Source organism: Streptomyces sp. NPDC088354 (assembly GCF_044753585.1).
Classification (GTDB): domain Bacteria; phylum Actinomycetota; class Actinomycetes; order Streptomycetales; family Streptomycetaceae; genus Actinacidiphila.
Genome location: NZ_JBIVNJ010000011.1, coordinates 130,762 through 147,029, shown reverse-complemented (window position 1 = coordinate 147,029; position 16,268 = coordinate 130,762). Strand labels below are relative to the sequence as shown.

The 16,268-nt window shown below is 73.2% G+C and carries 18 protein-coding genes; 8 read left to right on the top strand and 10 right to left on the bottom strand.

Annotated features, from left to right (window positions below; translation table 11 throughout):
- Positions 1-30: 30 nt before the first annotated feature.
- From ACIP98_RS18980 to ACIP98_RS18970, 3 genes are all read right to left on the bottom strand, one after another.
- Positions 31-780, bottom strand: a complete 750-nt coding sequence (locus ACIP98_RS18980; protein ID WP_401976937.1) for a YciI family protein — start codon at positions 778-780, stop codon at positions 31-33.
- A 55-nt stretch (positions 781-835) separates the two neighbouring features.
- Positions 836-1,270 (bottom strand): protein-tyrosine phosphatase family protein, encoded by a 435-nt coding sequence (locus ACIP98_RS18975; protein WP_319659319.1) that lies wholly within the window; start codon positions 1,268-1,270, stop codon positions 836-838.
- 345 nt (positions 1,271-1,615) lie between these two features.
- The gene (locus ACIP98_RS18970) at positions 1,616-2,338 is read right to left on the bottom strand and encodes an FAD binding domain-containing protein (RefSeq protein ID WP_319659320.1); all 723 of its coding nucleotides are present in this window, start codon (positions 2,336-2,338) and stop codon (positions 1,616-1,618) included.
- Between the two features lie 656 nt (positions 2,339-2,994).
- Between ACIP98_RS18970 and ACIP98_RS18965 the strand changes: the two genes are divergently transcribed.
- The 3 genes from ACIP98_RS18965 (at position 2,995) to ACIP98_RS18955 (ending at position 7,283) form a co-directional block, all read left to right on the top strand.
- Positions 2,995-3,555 (top strand): NAD(P)H-dependent oxidoreductase, encoded by a 561-nt coding sequence (locus tag ACIP98_RS18965; RefSeq protein WP_319659321.1) that lies wholly within the window; start codon positions 2,995-2,997, stop codon positions 3,553-3,555.
- A 178-nt stretch (positions 3,556-3,733) separates the two neighbouring features.
- A complete protein-coding gene (locus tag ACIP98_RS18960; RefSeq protein WP_401976935.1) occupies positions 3,734-6,094 on the top strand; it encodes a SpoIIE family protein phosphatase in 2,361 nt (786 codons plus the stop codon).
- A 31-nt stretch (positions 6,095-6,125) separates the two neighbouring features.
- Positions 6,126-7,283, top strand: a complete 1,158-nt coding sequence (locus tag ACIP98_RS18955) for a methyltransferase (RefSeq protein ID WP_401976934.1) — start codon at positions 6,126-6,128, stop codon at positions 7,281-7,283.
- Positions 7,284-7,373: 90 nt separating this feature from the next.
- Here the strand turns inward: ACIP98_RS18955 and ACIP98_RS18950 are convergent, their stop codons facing one another.
- A complete protein-coding gene (locus ACIP98_RS18950) occupies positions 7,374-7,868 on the bottom strand; it encodes a hypothetical protein (protein WP_319659324.1) in 495 nt (164 codons plus the stop codon).
- A gap of 170 nt (positions 7,869-8,038) precedes the next feature.
- Positions 8,039-9,115 (bottom strand): adenosine deaminase, encoded by a 1,077-nt coding sequence (locus ACIP98_RS18945; protein WP_401976932.1) that lies wholly within the window; start codon positions 9,113-9,115, stop codon positions 8,039-8,041.
- Between the two features lie 460 nt (positions 9,116-9,575).
- Between ACIP98_RS18945 and ACIP98_RS18940 the strand changes: the two genes are divergently transcribed.
- From ACIP98_RS18940 to ACIP98_RS18925, 4 genes are all read left to right on the top strand, one after another.
- The gene (locus tag ACIP98_RS18940; RefSeq protein WP_401976931.1) at positions 9,576-10,736 is read left to right on the top strand and encodes an acyl-CoA dehydrogenase family protein; all 1,161 of its coding nucleotides are present in this window, start codon (positions 9,576-9,578) and stop codon (positions 10,734-10,736) included.
- Positions 10,733-11,587 carry a phosphate/phosphite/phosphonate ABC transporter substrate-binding protein gene (locus ACIP98_RS18935; protein WP_401976929.1) on the top strand — a complete coding sequence of 285 codons (855 nt, stop codon included), beginning with the start codon at positions 10,733-10,735 and terminating at the stop codon, positions 11,585-11,587. Before ACIP98_RS18940 ends, ACIP98_RS18935 begins: the two co-directional genes overlap by 4 nt.
- On the top strand, positions 11,584-12,801 hold the full coding sequence (locus ACIP98_RS18930) for a ferritin-like domain-containing protein (RefSeq protein ID WP_319659328.1): 1,218 nt from the start codon (positions 11,584-11,586) through the stop codon (positions 12,799-12,801). The genes ACIP98_RS18935 and ACIP98_RS18930 overlap by 4 nt, the downstream gene beginning before the upstream one ends.
- A gap of 174 nt (positions 12,802-12,975) precedes the next feature.
- On the top strand, positions 12,976-13,398 hold the full coding sequence (locus ACIP98_RS18925) for a hypothetical protein (protein WP_401976927.1): 423 nt from the start codon (positions 12,976-12,978) through the stop codon (positions 13,396-13,398).
- A 22-nt stretch (positions 13,399-13,420) separates the two neighbouring features.
- Here ACIP98_RS18925 and ACIP98_RS18920 read toward each other — a convergent pair whose 3' ends face one another.
- On the bottom strand, positions 13,421-13,792 hold the full coding sequence (locus ACIP98_RS18920) for a ClpX C4-type zinc finger protein (protein WP_319659330.1): 372 nt from the start codon (positions 13,790-13,792) through the stop codon (positions 13,421-13,423).
- A gap of 147 nt (positions 13,793-13,939) precedes the next feature.
- Positions 13,940-14,143: a cold-shock protein gene (locus tag ACIP98_RS18915; protein ID WP_037915390.1), complete on the bottom strand. Its 204-nt coding sequence runs from the start codon at positions 14,141-14,143 to the stop codon at positions 13,940-13,942.
- A 301-nt stretch (positions 14,144-14,444) separates the two neighbouring features.
- Between ACIP98_RS18915 and ACIP98_RS18910 the strand changes: the two genes are divergently transcribed.
- Complete coding sequence (locus ACIP98_RS18910) at positions 14,445-14,693, top strand: SCO5918 family protein (protein ID WP_319659331.1); 249 nt, start codon at positions 14,445-14,447, stop codon at positions 14,691-14,693.
- 12 nt (positions 14,694-14,705) lie between these two features.
- Here the strand turns inward: ACIP98_RS18910 and ACIP98_RS18905 are convergent, their stop codons facing one another.
- From ACIP98_RS18905 to ACIP98_RS18895, 3 genes are all read right to left on the bottom strand, one after another.
- Positions 14,706-15,071, bottom strand: coding sequence for a DUF5994 family protein (locus ACIP98_RS18905; RefSeq protein ID WP_319659332.1), 366 nt, complete (start codon positions 15,069-15,071; stop codon positions 14,706-14,708).
- Between the two features lie 70 nt (positions 15,072-15,141).
- Complete coding sequence (locus ACIP98_RS18900) at positions 15,142-15,393, bottom strand: hypothetical protein (RefSeq protein WP_319659333.1); 252 nt, start codon at positions 15,391-15,393, stop codon at positions 15,142-15,144.
- A 365-nt stretch (positions 15,394-15,758) separates the two neighbouring features.
- A complete protein-coding gene (locus ACIP98_RS18895; protein ID WP_401976924.1) occupies positions 15,759-15,968 on the bottom strand; it encodes a hypothetical protein in 210 nt (69 codons plus the stop codon).
- Between the last annotated feature and the right edge of the window lie 300 nt (positions 15,969-16,268).

The following is a 16,268-nucleotide window of genomic DNA, read 5'->3' as shown; positions in this document are numbered from 1 at the left end:
CCTGCGGGGATACGCCCGGTGCCTCTGGGGTCATTGAGGCGGGCGGGGCCAATGAGGCTGAGGCGGGCGGACCGGCACATTGCGCTCACCCCTCGCCCGGGTGCGGGCGCCATACGTGCGGGATAGGGTTTTGACGGCAAGCAAGGCGCTCCGCCGGCCGTTCCGGACGGACGTCACCACCGGACGCACCGACGGGACGCATCGAGCGGACGCATCGACCGCGGAGCACCTGCCCGGCTCGGAAACCTGCGAGTTCGCAATCCCACGTTCTCCATCGGGCAGGTGCTTCCGTGCGCGTTCAGTGAGGCGTCGCGCCTCGGGAGTTCGCCGGCCGGGACGGTGCCGGAGGGGGCACGGCACAACGGGCAGGGCAGGAGCGGCGTCGCGGTCCCGGGAACCCGCTACACAGCAGCCCGCGTCCATGCCGAACGCGTCGTGGACGGCCCGCACTTCGACCGCCACGACGTGGAAGTCCACGACCCGTCCGGCGATCTCCCGCGCCCGCTCCGGGCTCGCGCATTCGATCACGTAGTAGGCGGTCAACTGCTCGGCCGCTCCCGCGAACGGCCCCTCCGTCGCGGCCGGTCCCGATCCGTCCCCCCGCCACCGGATCGTCGTGGTGTCCTTCGGGTAGGCCGGCCCGGCTCCGTTCAGCATCTCACCGGAGCCCGCCAGGTCCTGGTGGAGCGCTTCGTGCCGGCGGACCACCTCGGCGCGCTGCGCCGCCGACATCGCCTCGGTCGCCGCGGGATCGGCGTACATCAGCGCCACGTACTTCATGCCCTCACACTGACACCGTACGCAGGCGCCGCACCAGACCGGGACGGCTCGTCCGTCACAGGTCCGGGAAGCGCCGTACGAACCGGCGTTGCCAGGGGGTCTCCACCGCGCGGCGGTCGTAGTGCCGGCGGACGTACGCCACGGCCTGGCCGGCCGGCACTCCGTCGAGGACCGCCATGCACGCCAGGGCCGTTCCCGTCCGGCCGTACCCACCCCCGCAGGCGATCTCGACGCGTTCGTGCGCCGCCCGGCTCAGGGCCTCCCGCAGCACCTCCCGCGCTTCCCCCGGGTCCCGGGGCAGCCAGAAATCGGGCCAGCCCAACCACCGGGCGTCCCACGCGGTCGGCGGAGGCCGCTTCCCGAGCAAGTACACGGCGAAGGCCGGCGCCGGCCCGGACGGCAGCGGACGACGCAGCCCCCGGCCCCGCACCAGCACGCCCGAGGGAAACCTCATGACCCCGCCCCCGGTCGGGCTCCAGCTCTGCGTCATGCAGGCACTGTAGCGACGTCCGACGCGGCGTCGGCTCCGATCCCGGATCGCCCGGTCGGCGAGGTGCGGGAAACGCCGTCGCGCGCCGCCACCGGCCCGGTTGCCCCTCGCCATCCGGGCACACGATCTGCGTCGGCTGGGCGCGTGCGGCTGCGGCGACGACTTCTGTCAGAGCATCCGCACGCAGACCACCCGCAAGGGCAGCCGTACGGAGCCGGGCACCGCTGCGTGCCGCTCCTGGCCGCCACCGGCGTGCTGCTGCTGGACGTCGTGGAACGCCGGATCGTGTACGCCGAGAACCTCGACCGGCCGCCCATGCGGCGTCAGGACGCGGCCGTCGCGGCCTCAGCCGCCGGCGGGCCGGGTGACGATGTCGCAGACCTGTCGGCGGACGACGTCCCGGGCCGCCGGGGGCAGCGAGCCGATCCCGGTCGGTTCCAGCGCGTGGAGGGCCTGTTCGGGGTCGGTGCCGCACGGGGTGGTCGCGGTCAGGACGTCGTAGCCGTCGCGGACGGCGACGCGGAGGTGGGTCCGCCCGGCGGTATCGGCGTGCACCGCGGTGGCCACGACGAGGGGTGGCGGGCCACCCGCTTCGGCGGGCTGCTTGTGGTAGCCGCTGGTGACCGGTTCGCGCCAGCGGATGCCGAGCAGCAGGTGGCGCTTGCCGAGGGCGTCGGACAGGCCGGTCTCGTAGGTCCCGTCCGGTTCCAGGGTGACGGCGCGGGCGTCGAGGACGAGTGCGGCGGGCAGCAGGCAGCGCAGGGCGCTGCCGACGAGATTGCCGCCGACGGTGGCCGTCCGGCGAACGGCTCCCGTGCCGACACTCGCGGCCGCCCGTCGCAGTGCCTCCGGCACGCGGTCGTCGATCCGGTGCAGTACCACCGCCGCGCCCAGTGCCTCCCGTTCGATGGCGTTGGCCTCGGGCAACTCCCGCAGTGACATGGCGTGTTCGGGAAAGCCGTCGCGCTGCCAGCCGGCCCACACGAGCGTCGCCCCGCCGATCGGCACCGCATCCCGGGCCATGCACTCCTGGGCCTCGGTCACAGAGGTGGGCAGATGCAGGAGCACGGCGGTCGACCTGCTTTCCTGGAGAGCCGGCGATGGAAGGAGATCGCCTCACCTGTCCGATCGCCTCGCTTGCGTATTCTCCCCCGACATGCCGGAGCGCGTACAGGGCACGGGAGTTGAGCGGCCCGGTGCGGCTCCGTGGCGGCAGGCCGAGGTCGAGCGCGGCGCCGCGGGTGCCGGTGCCCTCGGCGACTCGGCCGCGCCGGGACGCCGTTGGCGGCCGGCGGTTCCTCCACCGGTGCGACGACGAGAGGGGGCCGCCACGGGCTCGGCACGGTCGCCATGGAGGACGCCTGGCCCGGGGAGAATCGCTTCCCGCGGCGGGGGCGATGCTCCGCCCGGACCGCCCGCGCTCGCACGACCGGCATCGGGCACGAGGACCGCGCGGCAGGCCAGGTGCCGCGCTCGGCGCGCCCCGGTGATCACTGATCCGCTCCAGGAATGGCCGAGCACGAACGGCCACGCCCCTGGCGCGTCGACCGCGTCCGGGGCCGCGGCCGTGCCAGCGGGTCAGTGAGCACCAGGCGTCACACCGTCCGAACCAAATACTTGCTTGACGCATCAAGCACATCCGACGTACTTTCCTTTCGCAAGCATCTACTTGATGAGGCAAGCATATGTTCAAGCTGTTCAAGACGAAGGAAACAGAGGCGCCCATGACCAGGATCGGCATCATCCTCGGCAGCACCCGCCCCGGCCGCAACGGCGAGGCCGTGGCCCGCTGGGTGCACGAGATCGCCGCGCAGCGCACCGACGCCGAGTTCGAGCTCGTGGACCTGGTGGACTACAAGCTGCCGCTGCTCGACGAGGCGTACCCGGCGGCGATGGGCCAGTACTCCCAGCCGCACACCCACGCCTGGGCGCAGAAGATCGCGTCCTTCGACGGCTTCGTCATCGTCACCCCCGAGTACAACCACTCCGTGCCCGGTGCGCTGAAGAACGCCATCGACTTCCTGCACGCCGAGTGGGTCGACAAGGCCGTCGGCTTCGTCAGCTACGGCTCGACCGGCGGCACCCGCGCCGTGGAGCACCTGCGCCTGATCGCCGGCGAGCTGCAGATGGCCGACGTCCGCTCCCAGGTGGCCCTCTCGCTCTTCACCGACTTCGAGAACTTCAGCACCTTCAAGCCGGCCGAGGGCCAGCGCGACACCCTCGCCACCACCTTCGACCAGGTCGTCAGGTGGGCCAACGCGCTCGCGCCGCTGCGCGCCAGCTGACCCGTCGCCGGCGGCACCGCGCGGAACCGGCGGAGGACCACGGGACGCCGCCAGTGGTCCTCCGCCGCCCCGCCTCGCCCTGGTGGGAGCGGGGCTGAGCCGATCGGTGTAGCTGTCGGCCGGGCGGGCCTGCCGCCGGAAGGGGATGGGCAGGCATGGGGGGCGGAGGTGCTTTCGGATGCCCAGCGGTGACGTGCTCGCCCTCGTCGACGAGGGTGGCCGGGTGGTCGAGTGGGGGCCCGCAGCCGAGGAACGGTTCGGGCGGACCGCCGACGAGGCCGTCGGGCGGTCCGTGACCGCGCTCATGAGCGCGGTCACCGGGCCCGGCGCCGAAGGGCCACGACTCGAAGGGCTCGCCGACACCTCCGGGGTACTGGTCAGGCCGGTGCTGCGCGGCACGTCCGTCGCCTGGCAGGTGTTCTCGGCGGGCGGCGCCCGCCCGGGGCAGGACGCGGCGGTCCTGAAGGCCCTGTTCACGCACGCGCCGGTGGCGCTGCACGTCCTCGACGTCCGGCTGTGCGTGGTGCGCGCGAGCACCGCCGGCCGCGGGCCGCGTCCGGTGCCCGAGGATCGCGTGGTCGGTCGGCACTTCACCGAGGTGTGCGCCTTCGAGGCCCCCGGCGACGAAGCCGTCGTGGCGCAGGGGGTGCTCGACAGCGGGGTGCCCGTGGTGGACCGGCTCGTGCGGGGCGTCAGACCCTCGCCCGGACTTCGGCGCCCCGTCCGCTCCGTCTCCTACTTCCGGCTGGAGGGCGCCGACGGCGAGGTGCTGGGCCTGGTGGCGTCGGCGGTGGACGTCACGGAGCGGGAGAACGCGCAGAATCGCCTCGCCTTCCTGGAGATGTTCCGCACCCGGGTGGGGCACCGCCTCAGCGTGGCCGCCGTCTGCTGGGAGGTGGTGGAGGCCCTGGTGCCCGCCTTCACCGGCATCGCGGTCGTCGACGTGATCGACGACGTCGTCCGCGGAGAGGAACCGCCCTCGATCCCCGTCCGCGAGGACATTCCCCTGCGCCGGGCGGCCTTCAAGGGGCTCGTCGCGGGTCACCCGGTCGGAGACGTCCGCCCCCTGCCGGCCGGCACCCCCTTCTCCCACGTCCTGTCGGACCTGCGCCCGCGCCTCGTTCCGATCGACGAGGACAGCTCGTGGCTGGACACCGACGCGGACCGGGGAGATGCCATCCGGCGGTCCCTCGCCCACTCGCTGATCGTGGCGCCACTGCAGCTGCGCGGCCAGGTTCTCGGCGTGGTCAGCTTCTTCCGCCACGGGGACGAGGACCCCTTCGAGGACGACGACATCACGGTGGCGTCCGCCGTGTGCGCGCACGCCGCGCTGTGCATCGACAACGCCCGCCAGTACATGCGCGAGTGGATCATCGCCTCGACCGTCCAGCACCGGCTGCTCCCCCGGCAACCCGTCGCACCGGCCACCCTGGAGATCTCCCCGCTGCACCTTCCCGATCCGGAGGACGCCGGCGCGTGGTTCGACGCGATTCCGCTGCCCGGCGCCCGGACCGCGCTGATCGTCGGCGACGTCACCGGGCAGGGCATCACGACGCCCATCATGATGGGGCTGCTGCGCACGGCCGTGCACACGCTCGCCGCCCTGGACCTGCAGCCCGACGAGTTGCTGGCCCGCCTGAGCGACACCGCGTCGCGGCTCTCCGCCGCCGATGCCGCGCTGCCCCCCATGGACCCCATGCACCGCGGCCCCGTCACCGCCGGCTGCACCATCGCGATCTACGACCCGGTGGACCTCACGTGCACCGTCGCCCGCGCCGGCCTGCCGGAACTCGTCGCCATCCTTTCCGACGGCACCCCGGCCGGCCTGTCCGTCCCCCCGGGCCCGATGCTCACCGGGTCGGGCAGGGCCCCGTTCCCGGCGACCACTGTCAGCCTCCCCCAGGGAAGCACTCTGGCCATGGCCACGGGCGCGCTCGCGGACCAGGTCCTGACGCCGGCCGGAGCACTGCGTCCGCTGCTGGACCGCGCCCACACACGGCCCCTGTCCGACCTGCGCGACACCATCGCGTCGGCGGCCGCGGACGGCCACCTCTCCGGCGAGACCCTGATGCTGCTCGCCCGTACCAAGGCACTGCCCCCGGAACGGGTGCTGATCCTCCCGCTGCCCGCGGACGCCGGGGCCGCGCCGGTCGCCCGCGCCGCGACGCAGCGGCAGATGCGGCTGTGGGGCCTGGACGAGGAGACGGCGTTCACCACCGAGCTCATCGTCAGCGAGTTCGTGGGCAACGCGGTCCGCCACGGCGCGCCGCCGCTGCGTCTGCGCCTGATCCTGGACCGGATGCTGACCTGCGAGGTCAGCGACGGCGCACCCAGCTCGCCCCGGGTGAAGCACGCCCGCACCGTCGACGAGACGGGCCGCGGGCTGTTCATCGTCGCGAGCCTCGCCGACCGGTGGGGCACCCGCCACCACGGGCGGGGAAAGACGGTCTGGGCCGAGCAGCCGACCGGGCGGTCCGCACCGGCCGCACCGGCCGCACCGGGGCCCGGAACGCCGGGCCCGGGGCCCGCGGGCGGGTGACGGTCCGCGCAGCCCGTACGCTGAGGAGGCGATGAACGTCTTCAGCACGCCGTCGGGCGCACTCGAACTGACACGCTTCCCGGCGGACCCGCGGGAGTCCCTGCGGGCATGGGACGCCGCGGACGACTATCTGCTGCGGCACCTGGCCGAGACCGGAACGGACCTGACGGGCGAGGTCACCGTGCTCGGGGACCGCTGGGGGGCGCTGGTGACGGCGCTGGCCGCGCACCGCCCGGCGCAGATCACCGACTCCCACCTCGGGCAGCAGGCCACCCGGGCCAACCTGCGGCGCAACGCGCCGCGGGCACAGGACGGGGTGCGGATGCTGACCACGCGCGACGACCCGCCCGCGCGCATCGACGTTCTGCTGGTCAGGGTGCCCAAGAGCCTGGCCCTGCTGGAGGACCAGCTGCACCGGCTGGCACCCGCGCTGCACGCCGGGACCGTCGTGGTGGGCACCGGCATGGTCACCGAGATCCACACCTCCACGCTGAAGCTCTTCGAACGGATCGTCGGACCGACGCGCACGTCGCTGGCCGTCCGCAAGGCCCGGCTGATCTTCAGCACACCCGACCCCTCGGCCCGGCGCGGCGCGAACCCGTGGCCGCTGCGGTACGCGCTCCCCGACGGCATCGGCGTGCTGTCGGGCCGCACGGTCACCAACCACGCCGGGGTCTTCTGCGCCGACCACCTCGACATCGGCACCCGGTTCCTGCTCCGGCACCTGCCGGACCGGCACGGACCCGACAGCGTGATCGACCTGGGCTGCGGCAACGGCGTGGTGGGGACCGCGGTGGCACTCGCCAACCCCGGCGCCGACGTGCTGTTCGTCGACGAGTCGCACCAGGCCGTGGCCTCCGCCGAGGCGACGTTCCACGACAACGCGGGGCCCGGGGCAAAGGCCCGGTTCCTCGTCGGTGACGCCGCGGACGTCCTGACGGCGGTCCCGCCCGGCGGCGCCGACCTGGTGCTCAACAACCCGCCGTTCCACTCCCACCAGTCGGTCACCGACACCACCGCCCGCCGTATGTTCCACACCGCCAAGGACGCGCTGCGCACCGGCGGCGAGCTGCTGGTCATCGGCAACCGGCACCTGGGCTACCACGTACGGCTGCGGCGGCTGTTCGGCAACTGCGAAGTCCTCGCCTCCGACCCGAAGTTCGTCATCCTGCGGGCCGTCAAGAGCTGAGCGCCCCCGTCCGGGCCCCGGTGACGTGCTCACGCTCCGCGGCCCGCGCCGGTACGGGCCGCACGGCCCGCGGCTGAGGGCGCCGCCGGCTCACGCGAAGGCGGCCTCGTCGAACGAGCAGCCTCCGCGGTCCGCGGGCGGCAGGGCGTAACGGGACGTCAGCCGGGGCGTGCGGCGGAAGTACTGCCGGTAGCCGGACGCCCGGAACGCCAGGTCGAAGGCGTGGCCCTCGACATGCCAGTGCGGCAGGTCCTGCCGGTCGTCCTCCGGAGTCAGCCGGTGCAGGGCGTCGATCTCCAGGTCGGGCGACCGGCCCTTGAAGCCGAGACCCCCTTCGAGGTCCTGGACGTCGTCGAAGACCAGCGTCGCCGGGGACACCCAGAAGGTGAAGTGCTTCTCCGGCGGGAGTGGCTGGACCCAGCGGACGATGTAGTCGAGGTCGAGCAGGAGCCGTGGCGGGCCGGCATCGGTCTGCTGCAGGTGGAGTCCGTGCACGGTGGCGTAGTGCCACCCCATGTCCTCGAAGTCGGCGTCGCTCCACACACTCTTCGAAAGACCTGATTCCTGGTGATCATCTGCGCTCATGGCTGCATCCAACCAAATCCTTGCCCGGCCGCGACAACGAGGGGACAGCCTGACTGGCCGGGGTCCGGGGCGTGTCGGCCAGGGTATCGCGGCTGGACCGGGGGCCGGCGAAGCCCCGGACGGCCCAGCCTTTGCGCACGTTCGGGTGGTCGGCGGTCGGCGGCGGGGCGTCAGGACCGGCGTCCCGCCGCCGCGTAGGCGTCTATCTCCGCCACGATGCGCTGCTTGCCCGCGTCGTCGAGGAACGACGCGCGCACCGCGTTCCTCGCGAGGTCGGCGAGTCCCGCCTCGTCGAGGCCGAGCAGCCGGGCGGCGACGGCGTACTCGTTGTTCAGATCGGTGCCGAACATCGGCGGGTCGTCGGAGTTGACGGTGACCCGGACCCCGGCCCTGACGAACTCCCCGAGGGGGTGGGCGTCCAGCGTGCGGACCGTCCGCGTGGCGAGGTTGGACGTCGGGCAGACCTCCAGCGGGATGCCGTGCTCGGCGAGGTACGCGAGGAGTTCCGGGTCCCGGACGGCGTGGGTGCCGTGACCGATCCGTTCCGCGCCGAGGTCGCGCAGCGCCTCCCACACCGCCTCCGGTCCGGTCGTCTCGCCGGCGTGCGGCACGGACCGCAGGCCGGCGGCGACAGCGCGGTCGAAGTACGGCTTGAACTGGCGTCGCGACACACCGGTCTCGGGTCCGCCGAGCCCGAAGGAGACCAGGCCCTCGGGGCGAATGCGGTCGTCGGTGGCGAGCCGCGTGGTCTGCTCGGCGTACACCCCGGGCCGGCCCGGAATGTCGAAGCACCAGCGCAGGATCACCCCGAACTCCTTCTCCGCCGCCGAACGGGCGTCCTCGATCGCGTCCATGAAGGCACGTTCGTCGATGCCGCGCCGGACGGAGGTGTACGGGGTGACGGTCAACTCCGCGTACCGCACGTTCTGCCGGCCCATGTCCCTGGCGGCCTCGTACGTCAGGAGGCGGACGTCCTCCGGCGTGCGGACCAGACCGGCCACGGCGACGTACACGTCGATGAAGTGGGCGAAGTCCCTGAAGGTGAAGTATCCGGCCAGCGCCTCGGGGTCGGCGGGCACTCCGGCGCCGGGATGACGGGCCGCCAGTTCCGCCACGATGCGGGGGGAGGCGGAGCCGACGTGGTGCACGTGCAGTTCGGCCTTCGGCAGTCCGGCGATGAACGCGCCCAGGTCACGGCCGGGCCCCTCGTCGCCCGTGAACGGGTCGCGCTTCTCGGTACCGTCCAATTGATGCCGCCCGGAGAGTCGACGCAGCCCCCACGGCCGCCGGCCTTGCCTGAAGGATAAGGCGGCAGACCGGCCGCCGCGCCCCGGCATCGCGAGGAATCCGGGCAGCGGAACCACGACGGGGCCCCGTCCCCCGTGGCCGCCGCAATGCATCCGCCGGCCCCGGGCGGTCGTCGCTCGGGAATTCGGTATTTCCCTGAATGCGGTCCGGAATTTCCGTGACGCGAACCGGCGGTGATGCCGGAACACCGTGCGGACTTGTCAGGGGAAACCATGTTCCTCGGGCACCGCCGGCGCGGGCCCCGATCAACCCGATGATCACTCTTCCGGAGCGGGCGGCGCGCGCTCCCACCGAGACCACGGGCGGACTGCTTGGGTGTTGACCGGCCACACCGTCCATGTCCGTGTCCGTGTCTGCGTCCGTGTCTGCGTCCGGATCTCGTATCTCCATGGGGAACACATGCTGCAAACCACCGAGGCGACGCCTCCCGGCACCGTGCGACCGGATGTCGGCGCCGTTCTCCGCGACCACGTCCGGCCGCTCGCCGACGAGGTCGACCGCGCGGGCCGCTTCCCCCGCGAGAGCGTGCGCGCACTCGCCGACGAGGGCGCCCTCGGCCTGCTCAGCTCCCCGGCGCACGGCGGGGGCGGCGGGGACCTGCGGCAGGCCGCCGCGGTGATCGAGCAGGTGGCGGGGGCCTGCGGCTCCACGGCGATGGTCCTGCTCATGCACTACTCCGCCGTGTCCGTCATCGAGCGCCACGGGCCGGACGACGTACGGCGGGCGATCGCCGAGGGCCGCCACCTGAGCACGCTCGCCTTCTCCGAGCGCGGGTCGCGCAGCCACTTCTGGGCACCCGCGGGCACGGCCGTTCCGGCCGGCGCGGGCGACGTGCGACTGGACGCGGTGAAGTCGTGGGTCACCGCGGCGGGCAAGGCCGACAGCTACGTCTGGTCGAGCCGGCCGCTGCGGGCCGACGGCCCCATGACGCTGTGGCTCGTCCCGGGTGACCTCCCCGGCCTGTCGGTGCGCGGCGACTACGACGGGTTCGGGCTGCGCGGCAACGCCTCCTGCCCGATCACCGCCGAGGGCGTGACCCTGCCCGCGCGGGCCGTGCTCGGGACCGACGGACAGGGCCTGGCCACCGCCCTGGAACTGGCACTGCCGTGCTTCCTCGTGCTGAGCGCCGCCTTCTCCCTGGGGGTCATGGAGACGCTCGCGGAGCTGACCGCCCGGCACCTGCGCACCGCCCGCCTGGAGCACCTGGGCGAGACGCTGGCGCAGCAGCCCGTCACCCGCCGGCAGTACGCACAGCTGCGCCTGCGCACGGACTCCGTGCGCGCCTTCCTGGACGACACCCTGGACGCGATGGCGGCGGGGAGCCCGGAGGCGCCGGTGCGGGCGCTGCAGGTGAAGGCGCTGGCGGGCGAGGCCGCGGCCGAGGTGGCCGACGGCGCCATGCGCCTGTGCGGAGGGTCGGCCTTCCGCCGGGACCTGGGCGTGGAGCGCCGTTTCCGGGACGCCCTGGCGGCACGCGTGATGGCACCGACCACCGAGGCGCTGCACGACTTCTGCGGCCGTGCCGGACTGGGCCTGCCGCTGTTCGAGGAGGCTGGATGACCGACATCGTCCTGGGCGCCGTCGCGTACGACCCGAAGGTCGTCACGATCTGGTCCGGTTTCCGCTCGTGGCTGCGCGAGCACGGCCTCGACATGGACTTCGTGCTCTACGCCCACTACGAGCGGCAGACCGAGGACCTGGTCCGCGGCCGTATCGACGCGGCGTGGCAGTCCCCCCTCGCGTGGCTGCGCACCCGCCGTATGGCGGAGGCCGCGGGCACGGGGGTCAGGCCGCTCGTCATGCGCGACACCGACCGCGACCTCACCTCGGTGATCGTGGTGCGGTCCAACGGGCCGGTCGTCACGGTCGCCGACCTCAAGGGCGAGACCGTCGCCGTGGGCGCGATCGACTCGCCCCAGGCGACCCTCCTGCCCCTGCGTCATCTCAGGGACGCGGGCCTGATCCCGGGGACCGACTTCCGCGTCCGGCGCCACGACACCGGCGTGGGGCTGCACGGAGACCACATCGGGGGCGAGCGCGAGGCGGCCCGCGCGGTCCTGGCCGGGGAGGTCGCGGCGGCCTGCATGAGCGACGCCTCCTACCTCACCTTCGGTCTGGAAGGGGCCCTGCCCGCCGGGACCACGCGTCTGCTGGCGCGCACCGCCCCCTTCGACCACTGCGTGCTCGCCACCGGGCCCTCGCTCGGCACGGAGCGCGGTGAGCGGCTGTCCGAGCTGCTGCAGTCGATGTCCTACGCCGACCCCGGCGTGCGTCACCTGCTCGACCTGGAAGGGCTCAGGCAGTGGCTCCCTGGACGCGACAGCGGCTTCGCAGACCTGGCGGCGGCCGTGGACGAGACGGGGTTCTACGACGCCGAGGGCAACGTCACGATCGCCGGCTACCGACCGTGACCGCGGGCGGGGAGCCGTCCCACCTCGTGCTGGACCTGGCGGGGACCGGCTTCGACGAGGGCGCCCATCTGCTGCTGCGCCGCTCGTTGAGCCAGGTGGCGGCCGGCGGCCGGGTCGCCGTCACCGGCATGGGTCCCGCGCTTCTCGCCCCCCTCACCGCCTGGTGCCGCCGCGAGGGCCACACCGTGTCCCTCGCGGCGCCGGAGGAGGCCCCGGTGCGTGCCCATGTGCGCCGTGGCGACACCGCCGTGGCCCGGTGGGAGGGCGCCGAGCGCGCCGGGGGCCCGGACGCGCGGGAGGTGGCCAGACGGCCACCGCTGCACTGGGGCCTGGCCGCCCGCGGCGCCCTGGTGGAGGCCGGCGGGCCGGAGGTGCCCTTCGCGGTCACCGATCAGGACGTCGCCTGGACGGACCTCGCGCCGCGGCTGTACCGGCAGGCGGCGGCCGCGCAGTGGGACCCGCTGACCGCCGTCCCGTGGGACACCGCGTTCGCCCTGCCGGACGAGGTCGAGGCGGCCGTCGTACAGGTCATGACGTACCTGGTGGAAAACGAGCAGGCCGCGCTCATCGTGCCGGCCCGCCTGCTCGTGCAGGTGCACCCGCACTTCCGTGAGGTGCTCCAACTCCTGGCCGTGCAGGCCGCAGACGAGGCCCGGCACATCGAGGTGTTCACCCGGCGGGCGCTGCTCAAGGGCGGCACCATGGGAACGTCCACGGTCGGCGGCCGGGCGTCACTGACGACACTGCTCACCGAGCCGGACTTCTCCATCGCCTCCTTCCTGCTGTCGGTGCTCGGCGAGGGCAGCTTCCTCAATCTGCTGGCCTTCCTCGAACGGCACGGCCCCGACCCGGTGACCCGGCGGATCAGCCGCCTGGTCCGCCAGGACGAGGCACGGCACGTGGCCTTCGGCCTGGGGCACCTGGAGCACCGTGCGAACGTGGACCCGCAACTGCGCGGCCTGCTGCGGGCCGCGGTGGAGCGCCGGCACGACGCGCTGGCGGGCTCCGCCGGTCTGAACCAGGACGTCTTCGACGCCCTGGTGCTCCTGGCCGCCGGTTCGTGGGCCCCGGCGGCGATCGCCCGCGGCTGGCGGGCGGTGCAGCGCCTCCAGGCGGACATGGACGAGGCGCGCCGTCACCGGCTGTCCCGGCTGGGCTTCCCCGACGACGAGGCCACCGCCCTGTCGGCCCTGCACACCCGCAATTTCATGTGACGGCGCCGCGCGCGGGCACGACACGACGGTGCGTCCTACGATGGGACAAAGGCCCATCGATCCCACGGCCACCTCACGGCCACCCCATCGGGCGCGGACACCGCGCCGTTGCGCCGCGCGGCCCGCCATCGGGAGGCCGCCGCGCGGAAGTTCGCCGGTCGAGGAGGCAGCACCATGTCGCGTCGTCCCCTGTCGTGCCTCCTGCTCGCACTCGCCGCCGCCCTCGTTCCGGCGGCCGCCGCGGCGGGCGCGGATCCGCCGATGCTGCTGGACGACGTGACCCAGCGGCCGTCGGTCATGCCGCCGACCTTCGAGGCGACGAACACGGCCGCCCTGGTGGGTCTGCGCTGGTCCCATTGGGGCTCGCCGGAGGCGACCGGCCGGGGCACCCTGAGGATCAACACCTGCGAGCCCAACTGCGCGGAAGGCCACGTCCGCGTGCTGCCGGGCTCCGATCTGCAGGTGCGGGGCGTACGGATCGACCAGGGCCGCCACTACTACCGGCAGTACCGGATCCTGAACGCGTCCTTCTCCCCGTCGGACCGTGCGGCCTACGCGCACTGGACGGACACCTACACGCCCAGGGACTTCCGCTGAGGCGGTCGCCCGTCGCGCGCGCTCACTCCTCGCCGGAGAACCGCTCCCACGCGGACTGGCGGGTGATCCCGAGGGTCTCCCCGATCCTGCTCCAGGTGACGCCGCGTCGGCGCAGTTCCCGCACCCAGGCGGTGAGGTCGGCCTCGGCCGCGTCGATGTGCGCGGCGACGCGCGGAATGTGACCGAGCATCTCCTCGTCCGTCATCGACTCCCAGACGGACACGGGCCGCCCCGCGGGGCTGCCGAGGCTCCCGTCGATGATCGAGGCGGACAGGGCCACGCACTCGTTGCAGATGTACACACCGGGACCGGCGACCAGCTTGTCGACCTCGGTGTTCGGCTTGCCGCAGAAGGAGCAGCGGGTGAGTTCCGGCAGAGTCTCGGACAGTGTCACGGTGCGCCCCCGAACGGTCAGGATTTTCCTGAACCCTAGGCCGTCAGGGCGAACCTGACAAGGCCTCAACCGCGCGCCCGCGGTACGACAACAGACCGGGGCCGGCACCCGTGAGGGTGCCGGCCCCGGACCGCGATGCCGTCGGCGTCAGGCGGGAACGATGTTCTCGGCCTGCGGGCCCTTCTGGCCCTGCGTGACGTCGAAGCTCACCTTCTGGCCCTCCTGCAGCTCACGGAAGCCCTGGGTCGCGATGTTCGAGTAGTGGGCGAAGACGTCAGCGCCGCCACCGTCCTGCTCGATGAAGCCGAAACCCTTTTCCGCGTTGAACCACTTCACGGTGCCAGTTGCCATGATGAAACTCCTTCGGGAGCAGTACACCAAGTCCGCACTGTGCGGACTTCTGTCGCCGCAATGACCCTCCGGAAGGACCGGAAAAACAAAAATGCACCTGTGGGTCACATCCCGTCAGGCGCACATAAAGTTCATGGGTACCAAAACTGCAACGTAACCAACGTAACACAGAATTCACGGCGGGGGTGGGAGGCGCGACGAGGAAGGTTCGCCCCGTTTCCCCTCGCCGCGCTGTCGTTCTGGGCCCCGTCTTGTGCGAGGCTGGCTGTGCCAGCTCATCCGTCCACCGTGTGGAGACCCAGTGCGCTGCATCATCGCCGGTTACCCCTTCGACCTCACCGCGAGCGAGGTGCAGCGGGCCATGAGCGGTATCGCTCCCGAGCCTGCCGCCGGCGAGTGCGTCCTCATCGGTCAGCGCTCCTACCCCGTCAAGCAGGTGGGTGCGGTGATCACCCGCCAGGACCGGCGTGACTTCACCGCCGCGGAGGTCACCCGGGCCATGAAGCGCCTCGGGTTCACCTGTCACCCCACTCCCCCCGCCGACGTCTGAGCGCGCGGGCCCTCACCCCGGCGGGGCGGCGGCGCGGACGTCCTCGGACGCCACGACGCAGTCCATGAGGACGCGGGCCTCGTCGGCGGTGGCTCCCGGCGGTACCACCAGCAGGTCGCAGCGGCCGACGCCGTAGGACAGCAGGCAGATCGTGTTCGAGCGCGCCGCGGCCGGTGACCGGTTGATGTGCACGTCCCGGTCGGCGAACCGCAGTTCCTCGGGCCCCGTGCGCCACATCGGCCCGCTCACCGTCACCCGGCTGATGCCGGGCCAGCGTGCGTCCAGAGCGGCCAGCAGGCCGGGCAGTCCCTCGCGGAGATCGTGGGACCGCGGCCACCAGACCCCGTCCAGCCCGTGGGGACCGAGTTCGCGGCGCACCAGTCTGACCCGGGTGGGCGGATCGGGAGGACCGGGCGGAAGATCCCGGGGGCCGCGGCCGGGGGGCATGTCAGCCGCCCGTCCGCGGAGGCACGGCCAGCCACGCCTGGAATCCGCCGGGGTGTTCGGGTGTACGGGCCGTGTTCACCGTCAGATGGAGCCGGGTGCCCTGGCCGGTGCGACCGGCCGGGTAGCTGCGCTGTTCCGAGCTGGCGAACCAGGCACGGAGCACTTCCGCCACTTGCCGCGCCACTTCCGGTGAGGCGGCGGTGATGCACACGTCGGCGAGGGGGGATGCCGGAAGCGCCGACTCGGCTCTCACGGTGTCTCCTTGGCCGCGCGCCCCGCGTCGGCGGGCCGCGACGACCGTGGCGCGGCCGTGGGGACAGCGGTGGGTACGCGGTATGCGCGAGGGGGCAGGCCGGGCATCGTCGTCGCGGCCATGACGCCGCCTTCCAGCCTGTCGAACCACCAGGCGGTCACGTTCCCGATGACGACGCCAACGCTGATGCCAACGCACGAAATGCCTTCGGTCCCCCCACCGTACTCCTCATAGGTGATGACCGTTGGCGCGCCTGCGGCCTGCCGGCGCCTGCGCCCGGTGACCGGATGCCACCCGTCGCCACCGCGGGGACAGTTGCGGCGGGGGCGGACACGGGGCGGTGCGTCGTGTCCGGGACCGGGTCATCAGGGGAGGGGCTGAAGCCGGGCGGTCATGGCGGCGACCGCGGCCACGACCGCTGCCCGGTGCCGGTGGCGGCGGGCCGTCTCGTCGCCCCCGCCCGGGTTCCGGTTCCCGGGGGGCGTGAGGAGCCGGGACTGCGTGGCGGCCAGGGCGACCATGACGTCCTGCGCTCCGGAACAACCAGACGGCTGGATGTGTGCCGCGAGCGCCATGCCGGTCGGGCGAAGGCCCGCGCGTCACCGGGGAGGACGCGTTCCGCGCGCGGCCGCCGCGGGGCCGGGACAGGCTGAGGGCGGGCGAAGGGCCGTGGTGCGGAACCCGCCACAGCCCTCACGCCTTGAATGGGCCCCCGCCGCGGCACGGTGGCGGGGGCCGACAGCCGCGGGGCCCCCGCCCACCCCGCGCAGGAAGCCCTGCCGGAACCCGGCCGGTCCGCCCTCGGTTTTTCGTCCGAGCCGCCGGAATAGTTGCCTCGACATACGGGTTTGCAAGGGACGTGGTGTGACGAACGA

What these genes read in the sequence shown, in the direction of transcription:
- ACIP98_RS18980 (WP_401976937.1), bottom strand. Translation starts at nt 780, where the DNA reads ATGAAGTACGTGGCGCTGATGTACGCCGATCCCGCGGCGACCGAGGCG.
- ACIP98_RS18975 (WP_319659319.1), bottom strand. Translation starts at nt 1,270, where the DNA reads ATGACGCAGAGCTGGAGCCCGACCGGGGGCGGGGTCATGAGGTTTCCC.
- ACIP98_RS18965 (WP_319659321.1), top strand. Translation starts at nt 2,995, where the DNA reads ATGACCAGGATCGGCATCATCCTCGGCAGCACCCGCCCCGGCCGCAAC.
- ACIP98_RS18960 (WP_401976935.1), top strand. Translation starts at nt 3,734, where the DNA reads ATGCCCAGCGGTGACGTGCTCGCCCTCGTCGACGAGGGTGGCCGGGTG.
- ACIP98_RS18955 (WP_401976934.1), top strand. Translation starts at nt 6,126, where the DNA reads ATGAACGTCTTCAGCACGCCGTCGGGCGCACTCGAACTGACACGCTTC.
- ACIP98_RS18950 (WP_319659324.1), bottom strand. Translation starts at nt 7,868, where the DNA reads ATGAGCGCAGATGATCACCAGGAATCAGGTCTTTCGAAGAGTGTGTGG.
- ACIP98_RS18940 (WP_401976931.1), top strand. Translation starts at nt 9,576, where the DNA reads ATGCTGCAAACCACCGAGGCGACGCCTCCCGGCACCGTGCGACCGGAT.
- ACIP98_RS18935 (WP_401976929.1), top strand. Translation starts at nt 10,733, where the DNA reads ATGACCGACATCGTCCTGGGCGCCGTCGCGTACGACCCGAAGGTCGTC.
- ACIP98_RS18925 (WP_401976927.1), top strand. Translation starts at nt 12,976, where the DNA reads ATGTCGCGTCGTCCCCTGTCGTGCCTCCTGCTCGCACTCGCCGCCGCC.
- ACIP98_RS18915 (WP_037915390.1), bottom strand. Translation starts at nt 14,143, where the DNA reads ATGGCAACTGGCACCGTGAAGTGGTTCAACGCGGAAAAGGGTTTCGGC.
- ACIP98_RS18895 (WP_401976924.1), bottom strand. Translation starts at nt 15,968, where the DNA reads ATGGCGCTCGCGGCACACATCCAGCCGTCTGGTTGTTCCGGAGCGCAG.